At 61.9% G+C, this 14,442-nt stretch carries 12 protein-coding genes; 3 read left to right on the forward strand and 9 right to left on the reverse strand.

Translation table 11 applies throughout. The features are described from left to right. Positions 1-45: 45 nt before the first annotated feature. A complete protein-coding gene (locus AAFN55_RS17555) occupies positions 46-1,656 on the reverse strand; it encodes an ABC transporter substrate-binding protein (protein ID WP_347800110.1) in 1,611 nt (536 codons plus the stop codon). A gap of 157 nt (positions 1,657-1,813) precedes the next feature. On the opposite strand from AAFN55_RS17555, the gene AAFN55_RS17560 reads away from it, so the two are divergent. After that, positions 1,814-2,713 carry a LysR substrate-binding domain-containing protein gene (locus tag AAFN55_RS17560; protein ID WP_347800111.1) on the forward strand — a complete coding sequence of 300 codons (900 nt, stop codon included), beginning with the start codon at positions 1,814-1,816 and terminating at the stop codon, positions 2,711-2,713. A 246-nt stretch (positions 2,714-2,959) separates the two neighbouring features. Here the strand turns inward: AAFN55_RS17560 and AAFN55_RS17565 are convergent, their stop codons facing one another. From AAFN55_RS17565 to AAFN55_RS17580, 4 genes are all read right to left on the reverse strand, one after another. Further along, positions 2,960-4,258 (reverse strand): TRAP transporter large permease, encoded by a 1,299-nt coding sequence (locus AAFN55_RS17565; RefSeq protein WP_347800112.1) that lies wholly within the window; start codon positions 4,256-4,258, stop codon positions 2,960-2,962. Next, positions 4,251-4,727, reverse strand: coding sequence for a TRAP transporter small permease (locus AAFN55_RS17570; protein WP_347800113.1), 477 nt, complete (start codon positions 4,725-4,727; stop codon positions 4,251-4,253). Before AAFN55_RS17570 ends, AAFN55_RS17565 begins: the two co-directional genes overlap by 8 nt. A gap of 80 nt (positions 4,728-4,807) precedes the next feature. Then, positions 4,808-5,812, reverse strand: a complete 1,005-nt coding sequence (locus tag AAFN55_RS17575; protein ID WP_347800114.1) for a TRAP transporter substrate-binding protein — start codon at positions 5,810-5,812, stop codon at positions 4,808-4,810. 92 nt (positions 5,813-5,904) lie between these two features. Beyond that, a complete protein-coding gene (locus tag AAFN55_RS17580) occupies positions 5,905-7,599 on the reverse strand; it encodes a thiamine pyrophosphate-requiring protein (RefSeq protein ID WP_347800115.1) in 1,695 nt (564 codons plus the stop codon). A gap of 208 nt (positions 7,600-7,807) precedes the next feature. Between AAFN55_RS17580 and AAFN55_RS17585 the strand changes: the two genes are divergently transcribed. After that, entirely contained in the window at positions 7,808-8,644 is an 837-nt protein-coding gene (locus tag AAFN55_RS17585; RefSeq protein WP_347800116.1) for an IclR family transcriptional regulator, read from the forward strand. 19 nt (positions 8,645-8,663) lie between these two features. Further along, a complete protein-coding gene (locus tag AAFN55_RS17590; protein WP_347800117.1) occupies positions 8,664-10,109 on the forward strand; it encodes an aldehyde dehydrogenase in 1,446 nt (481 codons plus the stop codon). A gap of 210 nt (positions 10,110-10,319) precedes the next feature. Here the strand turns inward: AAFN55_RS17590 and AAFN55_RS17595 are convergent, their stop codons facing one another. The 4 genes from AAFN55_RS17595 to AAFN55_RS17610 form a co-directional block, all read right to left on the reverse strand. Beyond that, the gene (locus AAFN55_RS17595; RefSeq protein WP_347800118.1) at positions 10,320-11,756 is read right to left on the reverse strand and encodes an aldehyde dehydrogenase family protein; all 1,437 of its coding nucleotides are present in this window, start codon (positions 11,754-11,756) and stop codon (positions 10,320-10,322) included. A gap of 65 nt (positions 11,757-11,821) precedes the next feature. After that, positions 11,822-11,953 (reverse strand): hypothetical protein, encoded by a 132-nt coding sequence (locus AAFN55_RS17600; RefSeq protein WP_347800119.1) that lies wholly within the window; start codon positions 11,951-11,953, stop codon positions 11,822-11,824. A gap of 226 nt (positions 11,954-12,179) precedes the next feature. Beyond that, positions 12,180-13,175, reverse strand: coding sequence for a TRAP transporter substrate-binding protein (locus AAFN55_RS17605; RefSeq protein ID WP_347800120.1), 996 nt, complete (start codon positions 13,173-13,175; stop codon positions 12,180-12,182). A gap of 291 nt (positions 13,176-13,466) precedes the next feature. Next, positions 13,467-14,429, reverse strand: coding sequence for a cupin domain-containing protein (locus tag AAFN55_RS17610; RefSeq protein WP_347800121.1), 963 nt, complete (start codon positions 14,427-14,429; stop codon positions 13,467-13,469). Positions 14,430-14,442 lie beyond the last annotated feature (13 nt).

Consider the following 14,442-nt stretch of genomic DNA (forward strand, 5'->3'; position numbering starts at 1 on the left):
GATCGGGAACGGCCGGCGGTCATGAGACCGCCGGCAAAGGCGGCATCATTCGCCCTTGGTTACCCAATAGAAGCGGAAGTCGTTGTCGGCGCGCTGCACGACTTCGACATCGTTCGACACACCCCAGGCCAGCGACTGCTGGTGCAGCGGAACATAGGCTGTTTCCTGGTTCTGGGCGATCTCGTAGGCTTGGCGAATGAGATCGTTGCGTGTCGCCTCGTCGGGTTCGACGGCGATCTGCTTGATCAGCGCGTCGACCTCTTCGCTGCAATACCCGCCGACATTGGAGCCGCCGCCATTGCCTGCGTCGTCGCGGCAACGATAGAGGTCCTGAAGAACGCCGAGGCTGCCCGAGCCGTTCGTCTGCCAACCGAGCAAATAGAACGAGGTGTGATAGCCGCCGCTGGCGAAGATGCGCCCGAAATAGGTGGCCTTCGGTTCGGCGTTGAGATTCACCTTGATTCCGACGCGGGCGAGCATCGGCACTACCGACTGGCAAATGCGCTCGTCATTGACGTAGCGGTCGTTCGGGCAGTCCAGCGTCACCTCGAAACCGTCGCCATAGCCTGCCTCGGCCAGAAGCGCGCGGGCAGCTTCCGGATCGTAGGCGGGCCGCTCGAACTCGTCGGCAAGCGGGAACAGTTCCTTGGCCACGATGAGCGAGGTGGGAACCGAAGCTCCGCGCATGATGCGTTCATGTATCGCATCCACATTTATCGCCTGATACACCGCACGACGCACGCGCGCATCCTTGAACGGGTTCTCGCCCTTGACCGACGAGAACAGAAGTTCGTCGCGCTTCTGGTCGAAGCCGAAATAGATCGTGCGAACTTCCGGCCCCTGGAGAACGGACGCATTGCCGCTGGCGTTGATGCGGTCAACGTCCTGAAGCGGCGCGGGATCGATCATATCGACTTCGCCGGAAAGCAGCGCGGCAACGCGGGTCGCGCCGGAGGAGATTGGAGTGAGGACAACCTCGTCGAGATTGTGCGTTGGCGTGCCCCACCAGTCGGCGTTGGGCTTCCAGGTCGTGCGAACGCCAGGCTGGTGCTGCTCGAGCTTGAAGGGGCCGGTTCCGTTCGCATTCAGCGAGATGTAGGATGGAGCAGACGATGCGCTTGCGACGTCCGTTGCGCCATGTTCCTCGGCCCAGCTCTTGGACACGATGTACCAGGTATCCCAAACCGCATGCAGCAGGGGCGACGGATCGGGTGTCGTCACCTCAACGGTAAAGTCGTCGATCTTCTTGAACACCGCGTCGGCGGGGACGCGGCTCTTGAGATCCGAACCGACAGACCGGACGCGGTCGGCGGAGAAGATCACGTCGTCGGCGGTGAAGTCCTGGCCGTCCTGGAACTTGACGCCCTGGCGCAGATGGAACGTCCATGTGCGGGCATCCTCCGAGACATCCCAGCTTTCGGCAAGCGCCGGCACGATCTGGAGATTTTCGTCGCGCGCGACAAGCCCTTCATAGACGCCGCCGATCATCGCCAGCGAAAAAGTCTCCGCAAGCGCATAGGGGTCCAACGACTTCAAGTCGCTCTGCGTGGCGAAGCGGAAAGCCTGGGCATCCGCCGCACCTACGGAGTTCCCGAGCACCGAGACTGATGTCGCTAGCGCCAATGCCGCCACAGCCATAACTTTTCTGATACGCAATGCTGCCTCCCAATAGACCAATCGTCACACTCGAAACGACGACGTCCGTCGCGTTGGCGAAAGCCTTAAGGGGAAACGATGTTGCGAACAATGTCCGCGATCGATACAATTCGTTGCGTAAAAAGCAACGATTTCGAACTTTCTGCTAGGATGATCGATGCTCGATCCGACCCGTTTGCGGTACCTGTTCTACACCGATGCCTGCGGAGGAATCCGACAGGCTGCTGAAGAGCTAAAGATCAATGCGTCTTCGATCAGCCGTCAGATCGCCGCCCTCGAAAGCGAACTGGAGCTGACGCTTTTGGAGCGGCACGGCCGCAAGGTCAAAGTGACCGAAACGGGCAGCGCACTTTGCGAATACTACCGAACGCAGCGATCAGCAGATATTCAGCTACGGGCGAGGCTGGACGAGTTTCGCAATATCAAGCGGGGACTTATTCGCCTTTCGATGGGAGAGGGTTTCGGCGAGTGGGTCGTCAACGAACCCCTTCGTACGTTTCAGACGAGATATCCCGGCATCGATCTCGACATCCGCATCCATCCGACGGCCGAGACCGTGCGAGCCATTCTCGAAGACGAAGCCGATATCGGTGTCACCTACTTCGCACCCAACGACCGTGACCTGAAATTTCACGCACGATCCGATGTCCCGATCTGTGTCGTCGTTCACCGGGATCACCCGCTTGCTCATCTGGGACGCGATCCCAAACTTATGGACATCGTGGAGTTTCCTATCGGCATGCTGCATCCCGAATTCGGCGGACGGCAGGTTACCGACCTTATCGCCCGCTCGGAAAATGTGGTGTTGCGGCCGACGTTGACGGCAAACTCCTATGCCATCGTGCGCAAGTTCGTGCTGTTGGGCGAAGGGGTTTTCCTCATGCCGTTCCGCCCCTCACCTCAACGGGAACTCGACGAGCAACTCGTGCCGCTGCCGCTTGATTACGCCTCGAAGATCACGTCTCAAACCCAGGTCATCACCCGAAACGAGCGGCACCTGACGAATGCCATGCGCATGCTCATCAAGTCGCTGATCGAAAGCGGGCAATTTGAATAACCACGCCTGACGCCATCTCAGCCTGGATATGGCTGCGACAAGGTTCCGTTATGCTGATCCCCGATAACTGACAACGGCCGATCAAGCGGATGCTGGCTGGCGGCGTCAATTCTCGATAAGCGTTTTGACCCTGTCGAGGCCGGCCGCGAACCCATTGAGGGACAGATCGATCGGGACCGCCGTTTTGGTCCACGGCATGGATTTCGGATCAGACCGCCTCCCCAGCCTTTTCATGGCGATCCCGCCTCACATCGTGTTCGGCAGGAAGAGCGAAATGATCGGGAACGCGCAGATCAGGAACAGGCGGATGAAATCGGAGATGATGAACGGCGCCACGCCGCGATAGATCGTACCCAACGTGACATCGCGCGCCAGTGAGTTGATCACGAAGACATTCATGCCCACGGGTGGCGTGATCATGCCGAGCGTGCAGGTCATGACGATAACGACGCCGAACCATGTCGGATCGAAGCCGAGCTGCATCATGGCCGGGAAGACGACAGGAATCGTGACGAGGATGATCGCCAGTTCGTCCATGATCGCGCCCAGGACGATGTAGACCACGACCACGAGGAACAGGACGCCATAAGGGCCGATGGGCAGATCGACGAGGAAGCCGATAATGTTCTGCGTGGTCTGCGTGATCGTCAGGAAGTAGCCGAACAGATAGGCGCCGATGACGATCAGGAAGATGGCCGCGCTGGTGCGCAGGGACACGATCAGGCAATCGAGGATCTGCCTGGGACCGAGCCGGCCCTGCGCGACGCCGATGAAAAGCGCGCCCATCGCACCCATGCCGGCCGCCTCGGTGATCGTGAAGAACCCGCCATAGAGCCCGCCGATGACAAAGGCGAACAACAGGATGGCGGGCCAGACGGATGACAGGCTCGCGAAACGTTCACCCCAGGAGGCAGGCATCGCCTGCGGCACCTCGCCCGGACGCAGATGCACCACGATGCGCAGCGTGATCGCGTACATGACGATGCCCAGCAGGCCGGGCAGAATGCCCGCGATGAACAAGCGCGTCACATCCTGATTTGTGACGACGGCATAGAGAACAAAGATCACCGAGGGCGGGATCATGATGCCGAGCGTCCCGCCGGCAGCGATCAATCCGGTGGAAAGCTTGTCGCCATAGCCGGCCTTGCGAAGCTCCGGCAGGGCCACCTGCGTCATGGTGGCGGCGGTCGCCACCGAGGAGCCGTTGATGGCGGCAAAGCCGCCACAGGTCGCGATGGTCGCCATCCCAAGCCCGCCACGCCAGTGGCCGAGCCATGCGCGGCTGGCCGCGAAGAGATCACGCGACATGCCCGAACCGGAGGCGAATGCCCCCATCAGGATGAACATCGGCACGACCGACAGGTTGAAATCCGTAACCGTGGAGAAGGGGGATTGCGACAGGAGGCGGAACGCCGCCGACCAGCTCGTCAGGAACCCGAACCCTCCCACGCCCACGACAGCCATGGCAATCCCTACCGGAACGCGCAGGAACATCATCACGAAGAGGGCCACGAAGCCCCCGAGGGCTATGAGTTCTCTATCCATGATGCTGCTCATGTGAAGGCTTGAAGGAACGCAGGACGACGACGAGAGAAACGAAGGCGGTAGCCAGAGCGCCGCAGATCGCGGTCAGGTAGAACGGCCAGATCACGATACGCATGTCGGCCGTCACCTCATTCGAGCCGATGACGGACGGGAACCGGCTGAAGAGCGCCCAGGCAAACAGGCAGAAGAAACCGGCCGTCAGCACAGAAGCGAATATGTCGATGGCGCGCTGGGTCGCCGGCTGCGAGATCTCCCAGATCACGTCCACGCAGATGTGGCTGCCGCGGTAGGTCGCGACCGACAGGCCCCATAGGATCGCGATGCCTTGCAGGTAGCGCGCGAAGTCGAAGCCGTCCGGCAGGTTCATCGAGAAGCCGTACCGCAACACTGCCGTCAGGAAGATCAGCGCTGCGACGACGGCCAGCGCGAGGCCGGCAATCGCCTCGATCGCGGAAAGAATGCGGCCCATGGGGAAATGTCTCCGGCGCTGTGAAAGGAAGGCGGCCACGAACGCGTCGTGGCCGCACCTGCCGATGGTTGGTCGCGGCTCTACTCGACCTTGGCGCCTTCGGCCTCCAGGGCGGCCTCGAAGCTCTCGAACACGCCCTGCGCGTCGTCTATTCCCGCACCGTTGATCCATTGCTGGCGAAGCGGCGCGGCGGCTTCACGCCAGGCGGCCGTTTCCTCGGCGGTCAGTTCGTATACGGTGTGGCCGGCTTTGGTCTTCAGCGCTTCGTGCCCGGCCTTCTCGTGGACGCTCCACGTCGAACCGATCTCGCCAGACCACTGCGTCGAGCAGTGTTCGTCCATCACCGCTTTCTGCTCGTCGGTCATCGCGTCGTAGGTGCCGTGGTTCATCACCCAGGCGAAACCGGCGACGTAGAGTGGAGCCTCCATCGAGTAGCTCACGACGTTGTCGAGACCGAAGATCTTGGCCGATTCCCAGGGGAACGTCACGGCGTCCGCGACGCCCGATTCCAGCGCGGAACGGCTCTCGGGCGCGGACACACGCACATTGGTGCCGCCAAGGGTGGTGACGAAATTCGCCATGGTGGCATGCGCCGACCGGATCTTCATGCCGGATATTTCGGCGGGCGAGCGGATCTCCTTCTTGGCGTGAAGCGTGCCCGGTTCATGAACGAAGCCGAGGCAGAACTTCACGTCCGACATTTCGGTTTCCGCATGCGGCCGGTACCACGAGTCGAACGCCTTGCTGCCCCCGACCCCGTTGGCGACGGTGAAGGGCAGGTGCACGGCTTCGGCGAGCGGGAAACGCCCGGCCTGATAGCCGACATTCAGGAATGAGAGGTCGGCGATGCCGTCGCGCGCCATGTCGTAGTGGTCGTTGGCGCGACCGAGTTGCTCCGCCGGATAAAGCGTGACGGAGATCGTGCCGCCGCTCTTTTCCTTGATCGAGGCGGCCCAGTTCTGAAGCGCCTCGTGCACGCCGTGCTTGGGCGGCAGCCATGTGGAAAAGCGCAACTCGACGTTCTGCGCGGATGCGCCGGCGGTTGCGATCAACAGAAAAGCCGTGGTTCTGGCCAGAAGTTTCATGTCTCTCCCTTTCGCGTGTTTGAAGGCGCGTGACGTTCCTCCGCCGCGCCATCCTCCCTTTGCCGTTCAATCGGCAGAATCTGTGCGCGCTCTCACGGTCGTATCCGGATCTCGACGAGCGCGTGGGTGCGTTTGGTCTCGATGTGCTCGATGGCGCGCGCAAGCACCTGCGGCAGTTCCTCGCCGTCGCTGACGAGCGCGGTCCATGCGCGGCTCGCCTCCGCTATCTTGGTGAAATCGGGGGTCGGCTTCAAAGAGGTGAGCGGCATGGAGTTGGCTTTCGCCGCGAAGCCATCCGGATAGATGCCGAGCACCGACTGGCGCACTGCACCCCATTCGGAGTTGTTGAGCACGAGGATGAGGACCGGCAGATCGAGCGCTTCCGCGATCTGGTGGCAGGCAGGTCCGTTGGAGAAGATGTACGAGCCGTCGCCCATGGTCGCCACGACGAGACGGTCGCGGTTGGCCAGCGACATGCCGAGCGCGGCGGGAAACGCCCAGCCGAGCCCGCCCGAATGGGGTTCCTGATACCAAGAATTCGCGTGGCTGAGCGTCAGCGGTGCGAGCGGACAACCAAGCTCGGACAACACTGCCGCATCGCGTTCGCCCAGCGCTTCCGACAGACAAAGGCTGACATAGTCCTTGGTCATCGGGGCGCCCGCCCCTGCGCGTGCCCCGTCGATCACCTGCGCGCGGGTTTCCTTCACACGAGCGGAGATAATCGGCCGACGCGCCGCGATGCGCGCGTTGGCCTCTTTCCGATACGGCCCCAACCCGTTCGCAAGCGCGGCCAGACCGTCGGCGACATCGGAGACAAGGGAAACATGCGAGGCGAAATGCCGGACCGGGAAGCGGCCATAGAGCGGGTCGCGCCCGAGATGAATGATGCGGGCGTCGTCTCTCGGCTTGTGGATCTCAGGCGACCACGGCGCGAGACAGTCGATCACCAGGATGACGTCCGCCTCTTCGATGTAGGGCGACGGGTTCATGCCCGCCGACATCGGATGGTCGGATGCAATCGCAAGCTGGATGGCCCAGTACTGGACGACCGGAATTGCCCAGTCTTCCGCGATTTCGGCGAGCAGCTCAAAGCCCGCAGCACTCCCGCAACCGCGCTGCGCGACAATCAGCGGGCGCTCAGCCTTGGCAAGAAGGTCGATCGCGTAAGCCAGTGCTGCGGGATCGACAGCCGCCTTGGCCGGAGCGACGCTCGGTGGCGCTGCGAGGTCGGGATAGGCCACGGCTTCGCACAGCGTTTCGCGCGGCAGGCTCACATAGACGGGACCGGGGGGCGTCGAGTTCGCGACGGCGTAGGCCCGGTCGACGATCGCCGGCACCTGTTCGGGAAAGCGCAGTTCGTAATCCCATTTGCAGGCCTCGCGCACCAGGGCTGTCTGGTCGCGCATTTCCTGCCCCCACCCGATGGGCACCGTGCGCGAGCCGAGCCGCCCCTGCTCAGTCGTCGGGGTGCGGCCCGAGAACAGCAGGATCGGAACCTGCTCGGCCGCCGCGTTGATCGCCCCGATGGCGCAGTTGGCGAGACCGACATTGGTGTGGGCCATGACGGCCTGCGCCTTGCCGGTCGCGAGGTAGTAGCCGTGCGCCATGCCCATCGCCGCCGCCTCGTGCGGCATGACGAGCGCTTCCGGCAGATCAAGGTCCTTTGCCGATGCCTCGGCAAGCCCTTCGATGATTGGCGGAAAATCGGTTCCGGAATTGGCGAAGATGTAGTCCACGCCGACAGCTTTCAGGCGCGCAAGGAGCGCGCCCCCGGCAGTGAGCTTCATCGCTCCCGGAGAACCTGCCGATGTGTCGGGCAGGTCAGCGCCGGAATGGTCCGAGGGCAAAATGTCGAGGCGTCGCGGATCGGCTGGCAACATGCTTCCATTACTATATGTGAAATCTCTATATCTAAAATGTTGACAGCTTCTGCCAACCTTGTCAATCTGCAGTCTCCGGCAACGATGGGGCGCCGCATGCGCGGCGGGGATGTGAGTGGTCAGCCAGATAAACGGCTCGGTTGTGAAGGCTTTCGAAATCCTGTCGCTGTTCAACGACGGCAGGGATGAGATTTCGGCTGCCACGCTTGCCGAACGACTGGGCATGAATGCCGTCACCGCGCATCGTTTCCTGCGCACGCTGGAATTCACCGGCGCACTTGTCGCTGTTTCGAAAGGCACCTACCGGCTTGGTTTCACGCTCGCCGATCTCGGCCTTCGCGCGGCCGATCCCGCCAGTCTCTCAAGCGTCGTCCAACCGATTCTGGAACGGTTGACCACGCGCCTCGGCGAGGGATCGATGGCAACGGTCTTCGACGGCGAATATGCCGTCTGCATCGCAAAGGCGGTGCCCGACAGGCCGCTCTTCATCGATATCAGGAAGGGCAGCCGGCTCGAGGCGTATGCGACTGCGCATGGCAAGCTCTGGCTTGCTCACCTGCCCTCCGCCGAGCTGGACCAGTATTTCGAGGCGACAGAGCGCCGCCTCATGACGAATGCGACGGCAGTATCGCGTACCGAGCTTGAGCCGCAGCTCATCGCAGCGCGCGAGACGGGGCTGTCCTTCAATCGGGGCGAGCGCGAATCGCATATTCACGGCATCGCGGTCCCCGTTCTCGGTCCGGGCGGACGCATGATATGCGGCCTCTCGGTGTTCGGGACATCCACGCGCATTACCGAAGATGGCACGAACAGCTTTGCCGGTCCGCTGCGCGAGGCGGCGAAGGAAGTGTCGCGCCTACTCTACGGCACATCCGATTCAGAGCTGACAAACGGTTCCGGGAAACAAGCGGCGAAGCCTCGCAAGGGTCGTTCCGCTGGAAACACTGCATAACATCGAAAGGGAGAAACTTATGGATATTGGCTTGTTGATCGGCGGCGAAGACGTCGGCGCAAACGGGGGCGCGACGTTCGAGCGGCGTGACCCGGTGACGAACGATGTCGCGACCCGCGCCGCAGCCGCGCGCAAGGACGACGTCGACAAAGCGATCGAGGCCGCGGCTGGGGCATTTGTCGCGTGGTCGAAGACCGGCCCCTCCGAGCGCCGCAAAATCCTCAACAAGGCGGCCGATATTCTGGAAGAATGGACGCCGAAATTCATCCAGGTCGGCATAGCCGAGACCGGGGCAACGGGTCCGTGGATGGGCTTCAACTGCATGTTCGCCGCCAAGATCCTGCGCGAAGCGGCGAGTTCGGTGACCCAGATCAAGGGCGAGGTCATTCCCTCCGACAAGCCCGGCACGATCGCCATGGCCTACCGTCAGCCGGTCGGCGTTCTCGTCGGCATGGCGCCGTGGAACGCACCCGTCATTCTCGGCGTGCGTGCTGTCGCGATGCCGATCGCCTGCGGCAATACCGTCGTCCTGAAGGCGTCGGAGATGTGCCCGCACACCCACCGCATGATCGCGGAAGTGCTGGCGGAAGCGGGCCTGCCATCCGGCGTGCTCAACATCGTCACGCATTCGGCTGAGGATGCGCCCGAGGTGGTCAGTGCACTGATCGCCCACCCCAAGGTGAAGCGGATCAACTTCACCGGCTCGACCAGGGTCGGCAAGATCATCGCGGCCGAGGCGGCGAAATATCTGAAGCCGGTGCTTCTGGAACTCGGCGGAAAGGCGCCGCTGATCATCCTGGACGACGCCGATCTCGACGCGGCCGTCAACGCTGCCGCGTTCGGCGCCTTCATGAATCAGGGACAGATCTGCATGTCCACCGAACGCATCATCGTCGACGAGAAAGTGGCCGACGCCTTCGTGGAGAAGTTCACCGCCAAGGCGTCCAAGCTGCCGCACGGCAACCCGCGCGATCAGGTAGTGCTCGGTTCCGTGGTCAACCGCTCCACCGTGGAGCGCGTGGACGAACTCATCGGCGATGCGCTGAAGGCCGGCGCGACGATGACGACGGGCGGCGCGGGTGACACCACCATCATGCCGGCGACCGTGATCGACAAAGTGACCCCGCAGATGCGTCTCTTTCGCGAAGAGAGCTTCGGGCCTGTCGTCTGCGTCGTGCGCGCCCGCGATTCCGACCACGCCGTGGAGCTTGCAAACGACACCGAATATGGGCTTTCGGCGGCAGTGTTCGGACGCGATATAGGTCGGGCGCTCGAGATCGCCAAACGCATCGAGTCGGGCATCTGCCACGTCAACGGCCCGACGGTCGGCGACGAGGCGCAGATGCCCTTCGGCGGTGTGAAGGAAAGTGGCTACGGTCGCTTCGGCGGCACAGCCGGTATCGCGGAATTCACCGAACTGCGCTGGATCACCATCGAGGATCCCAACCAGCATTACCCGTTCTAAATGGAACAGCGGCGGACCTCACAGTCCGCCGCATCTGACCCGGGGACCCATGCCTCGACGGTGCATACAAATGATCGCGCGGAAGAAAAGCGTCACGCTCTGAACCCTCCCGCCCCGCGTCACACGCCGAGGCATGGATGCTCGGGTCAAGCCCGAGCAGGACGAAGCGGAGAGGCCAGCGCCACAACTGCTCCCCGAAACCCACCCCTCTTAGGGCAACGTGTAGGAGGTCTTCACCGTGGTGTAGAACTCCGCAGCATAGCGGCCCTGTTCGCGTGGTCCGTAGGATGAGCCTTTCCGCCCACCAAAGGGCACGTGATAATCCACTCCGGCGGTCGGCAGGTTGACCATCACCATCCCGGATTCGGCGTTGCGCTTAAAGTGGCTGGCGTGTTTGAGACTCGTCGTGCAGATTCCCACCGTAAGCCCGAATTCGGTGTCGTTGGCAAGCGCCAGCGCCTCATCATAGTCTTTGACCCGAATGACCGAGGCGACCGGACCAAAGATCTCTTCACGGTTGATGCGCATCTGAGGCGTCGTTTCAGTGAATAGCGCTGGCTCCAGGTAGTAGCCTGGCGTCCCCCGCTCCAGCCGAGAGCCGCCCCATGCAAGTTTGGCCCCCTCATCCTTGCCGATCGCGATGTAGGACAGGTCTTGGTCGAGCTGACTTTGATCCACGACGGGCCCGATATGCGTTCCATCCTTGAGCGCGTCATCGACGACAAGCGTGCTCAGCCGCGCCTTGAGCGCTTCGACGAAGGAGTCGTGGATCTTGTCCGTTACGATCAGGCGGGACGAGGCAGTGCAACGCTGACCGGTAGAGAAGAAGGCGCCGTTCGCGGCACACTCGACAGCGGTCTGGAGATCCGCATCGTCAAGGATGACGAGCGGATTCTTTCCGCCGAGTTCCAACTGGAACTTGCGCATGTGTTCGACGCTGCTGGCGGCGACCTTCTTGCCCGTCGTGACGGAGCCAGTGAAACTGATCGCGTGCACATCGCGGCTGGTGAGAAAAGCATCGCCAACGACTGAACCGCGGCCCATGACCAGGTTGAAGACCCCGTCGGGAATACCAGAGCGAATGATGATGTCGGCAAGCGCCCAAGCTGACCCGGGTACCAGGTCGGCGGGTTTGAAGACAACGCAGTTTCCATAGGCAAGCGCCGGTGCGATCTTCCAGGCAGGGATCGCGATCGGAAAATTCCAGGGCGTGATGATGCCCACGACGCCTACCGGTTCGCGTGTTATGTCAACCTCGACACCCGGGCGAACGGAAGGCAGCTTCTCGCCGGACAGGCGCAGGGTTTCGCCCGCGAAGAAGCCGAATATCTGGCCCGCTCGGACGACCTCACCGATGGCTTCGCCCAGCGTCTTGCCTTCTTCTCGCGCCAGCAACCTGCCCAGTTCCTCCCTGCGGGCCAACAACTCTGTCGAAACCTTTTGCAGGATGTCGTGTCGGAGCTGGATGCTGGACCGCGACCAGGACTTGGACGCCTGTTTGGCCGCAGCGATGGCGGCTTCGGCGTCCTGTCGAGACCCACGGACATAGACACCGACGACGTCTCGGGTGTCCGACGGATTGATGTTGTCTGCAGCCTCGCCCGAGTTCGTCCATTGCCCGGCGATAAAATTCTGATGCACGGTCATTCTGGTATTTTTTCCTGTTTGCCGCTGTTCGCCTGAGGGGAACAGTTGTCTACTGAACCGAAAGTCTAACTGCCCTGCTTGGGACAAAAGTCTTCGAAGGTGACGATGGCGCGGCGGTTCTGGCGCAAGGCCAGCTTTCGCATCCAGCCGGTCCTCTCGCCGAACTTGGCGCGGCACCAAGCGCCGTCGGTCGCCATCAAGCACAGTTGCCGGTCTGGTCGAGTCCGGTGCCGCGCGTGCCAAGTTGGTTGCGGTTGTCGGCCTGGTCGGCCTGGTCGGCGTCGAGGCTGTTGCCCGCGCCGTTCCCTTGACGTCCGAGACCGCGCGCACTGCCTGCGGCTTCAAACTGAATCTGACACGCCAAAGCTTCTGGAAATGGACGCCGGAGCTGGCGAACCAGGCTCCGGCGCCCAAACGTGGCCTTTACGGCTTGGCAGTCGCGGCCATAGCAGCCCGGGCCTGCTCGACCAGATCGATGCCGATCTTCTCGCTGTACTCCGTCACGACAGGCGCAACGCGTTCGCTCATGGCTGCGATCGCTTCAGGCGTGGGTCGGGTAATCTTGAACCCCCTCGCTTCGAGCTCCGCCTCCAGATCCTCTGCCGCCTTGCGGGAAAGATCCCGTTGGAAGGCTGCCGATTCCTTTCCCGCTTCCATGACGTGTGCCTTGTCTTCCTCGGAGAGGCTTCCAAACCACTTCTGGCTGGCGAGGAGGACGAACGGCGTATAGACATGGCCCGTCTTGGCCAGATGGCTCTGCACCTCATAGAACCTCGCGGTATAGATGAGAGCGTATGGTGTCTCCTGAGCATCGACGGCGCGATTTTCAAGCGCGCTGTAAAGCTCAGGCCAGGGAAGCGGCGTCGGATTGGTTCCCAAAGCCGACCAGGTCGCAAGGAACAATGGGTTAGGGATGACCCGGATGTTGAGCCCTGCCATATCCTCTACGGTGTTGACGGGACGAATTCCGTTGGTCATGTGGCGGAACCCGTTGTCCCACCACGCGAGCCCCTCGATGCCGGTCTTCTCCTTCAACTGTGCAAACAGCTGCTCGCCGACCGCGCCGTCCATGACGGCATCCACGGCGGCGAAGTCTTTATAGAAGAACGGAAGGTCGTAGATCATGAATTGCGGAACGACGCCGACCAGGTTTGGCGTCGGGCCAACCATGATGTCGATGAAACCAGCCTGGACCGACGCCTGCATTTCGGGCTCGTTGCCGAGCACGCCGTTGCCGAAGGTATCGATCTTGATGCGCCCGCCGGTCTTTTCTTCCACCAGCTTCGCAAAATGGCGCGAAGCCTCTCCAACCGGATGATCTTCCACAGGTACGTAGCCCAGGCGCGGATTCTGAGCCATCGCTGGAGCGGCCGCCAGGAGCCCTCCAACAAGTGCCGCAGTTAGAAGCAGTACTTTCATAGTTTAACCTCCCAAGAACGGTTCACAGGAACCAAGATGCAGGGACTGTCTCCAATCAGGGAACAGGACCGGCGGTACGAAAATTGCGCCCTCGGCCGTTGAAGCAAAGGGTACGTTGCTTTCATTGATCACCGCGTTGAGCGCGGGATCGACAGGCGGCGTGATTGTCTCAATTGCTGCGGTTGCGATGAACGCAACCCCAGACTGCACCGGATCGACGCCTGCCACCTCCACCAAAGGTGTATGGGACCAGTGGCGCGCCCTCGCGATAAGGACGGGCCACCGGCAAGATCAATCCAGGTATCCCTTGCCCGAGATCGGGGGCGTTGGGGGCTGGTTGTTAACCGGCCAGTGATGCGATCCGCCAGGATAGCCGTTGATGGCAATCCGCGTGTCGAATCCCGGACAATGGTTCGCCGCCGAATGCCAGCGGCCGGCCGGGACATAGACAATATCGCCGGGTTCCGAGACGAAGAAGGGCACGCCTTCGATGTTGTAGCTGATCTGACCTTCCATGATGAACCAGAATTCAGCATAGTCGGCGTGGAAATGTCCGATGCTTGTGGCGGGCTGAGGGTCGCAATTGCGCGCCTGGCCGCGGATGCGGTTAACGAACATGCGATCATCACTTACGAATGCGCCGGCTGCGGGCGAAGCAAGGAAGTCGTAGAAAATAGGCTGAGGCTGTCGCGTCAAGCTATCGGGGGCATCAAGCCGGCTCAGGTACCAATTCATCCTCGACGGCGGTTTCGGCAATGTTGCCGAGCTTTCCTCGTAAAGAATGGTGGCGTCTGCATTGAATATCTCGAAGTGCAGTGACGGCACCGTACCCACGTTCTTCATTGAAAACGCCCGGCGGTACGGAACCCGGACCATAAAGCCCTTGGTGGCGACAAACGGCTCGACACCCTGGATAGTGACTTCAATCTGCCCCTCCCAGACAATGAAGGCGGTTTGGTGATCCGCCACTCGCAAGGTCGGCGTGGAATCGAACACCGCCAACTGGTGCCATGCAGCCCTCAGGTGCTTGTCTTCGACGACCGGTACACGCCAGGTCTTGGACTGATTTGGGGGTGCGATTTTGGCACGCACGTCGGCAATCGTCGTACGCGGCTTATGCGGGGCCTTGTATGGCGCCGCCGCTACCGGCTTCGGCGTCCAGGCATTCACCGTCTGCGCGATAGCTCCGGTAACCGCTACCCCCCCGATCGCCAGCGCGGCCACAATGGCCAATGCGCCTTTCCATAAATTCATGGCAGTCACTCCT

Source organism: Mesorhizobium sp. CAU 1732 (assembly GCF_039888675.1).
GTDB lineage: Bacteria > Pseudomonadota > Alphaproteobacteria > Rhizobiales > Rhizobiaceae > Aerobium.

Excerpts from the sequence above, each read along its gene's own strand:
- AAFN55_RS17575 (WP_347800114.1), bottom strand. The coding sequence starts at position 5,812 with ATGAAACTTCTGGCCAGAACCACGGCTTTTCTGTTGATCGCAACCGCC.
- AAFN55_RS17580 (WP_347800115.1), bottom strand. The coding sequence starts at position 7,599 with ATGAAGCTCACTGCCGGGGGCGCGCTCCTTGCGCGCCTGAAAGCTGTC.
- AAFN55_RS17560 (WP_347800111.1), top strand. The coding sequence starts at position 1,814 with ATGCTCGATCCGACCCGTTTGCGGTACCTGTTCTACACCGATGCCTGC.
- AAFN55_RS17605 (WP_347800120.1), bottom strand. The coding sequence starts at position 13,175 with ATGAAAGTACTGCTTCTAACTGCGGCACTTGTTGGAGGGCTCCTGGCG.
- AAFN55_RS17595 (WP_347800118.1), bottom strand. The coding sequence starts at position 11,756 with ATGACCGTGCATCAGAATTTTATCGCCGGGCAATGGACGAACTCGGGC.
- AAFN55_RS17610 (WP_347800121.1), bottom strand. The coding sequence starts at position 14,429 with ATGAATTTATGGAAAGGCGCATTGGCCATTGTGGCCGCGCTGGCGATC.
- AAFN55_RS17600 (WP_347800119.1), bottom strand. The coding sequence starts at position 11,953 with ATGGCGACCGACGGCGCTTGGTGCCGCGCCAAGTTCGGCGAGAGGACC.
- AAFN55_RS17590 (WP_347800117.1), top strand. The coding sequence starts at position 8,664 with ATGGATATTGGCTTGTTGATCGGCGGCGAAGACGTCGGCGCAAACGGG.
- AAFN55_RS17565 (WP_347800112.1), bottom strand. The coding sequence starts at position 4,258 with ATGGATAGAGAACTCATAGCCCTCGGGGGCTTCGTGGCCCTCTTCGTG.
- AAFN55_RS17570 (WP_347800113.1), bottom strand. The coding sequence starts at position 4,727 with ATGGGCCGCATTCTTTCCGCGATCGAGGCGATTGCCGGCCTCGCGCTG.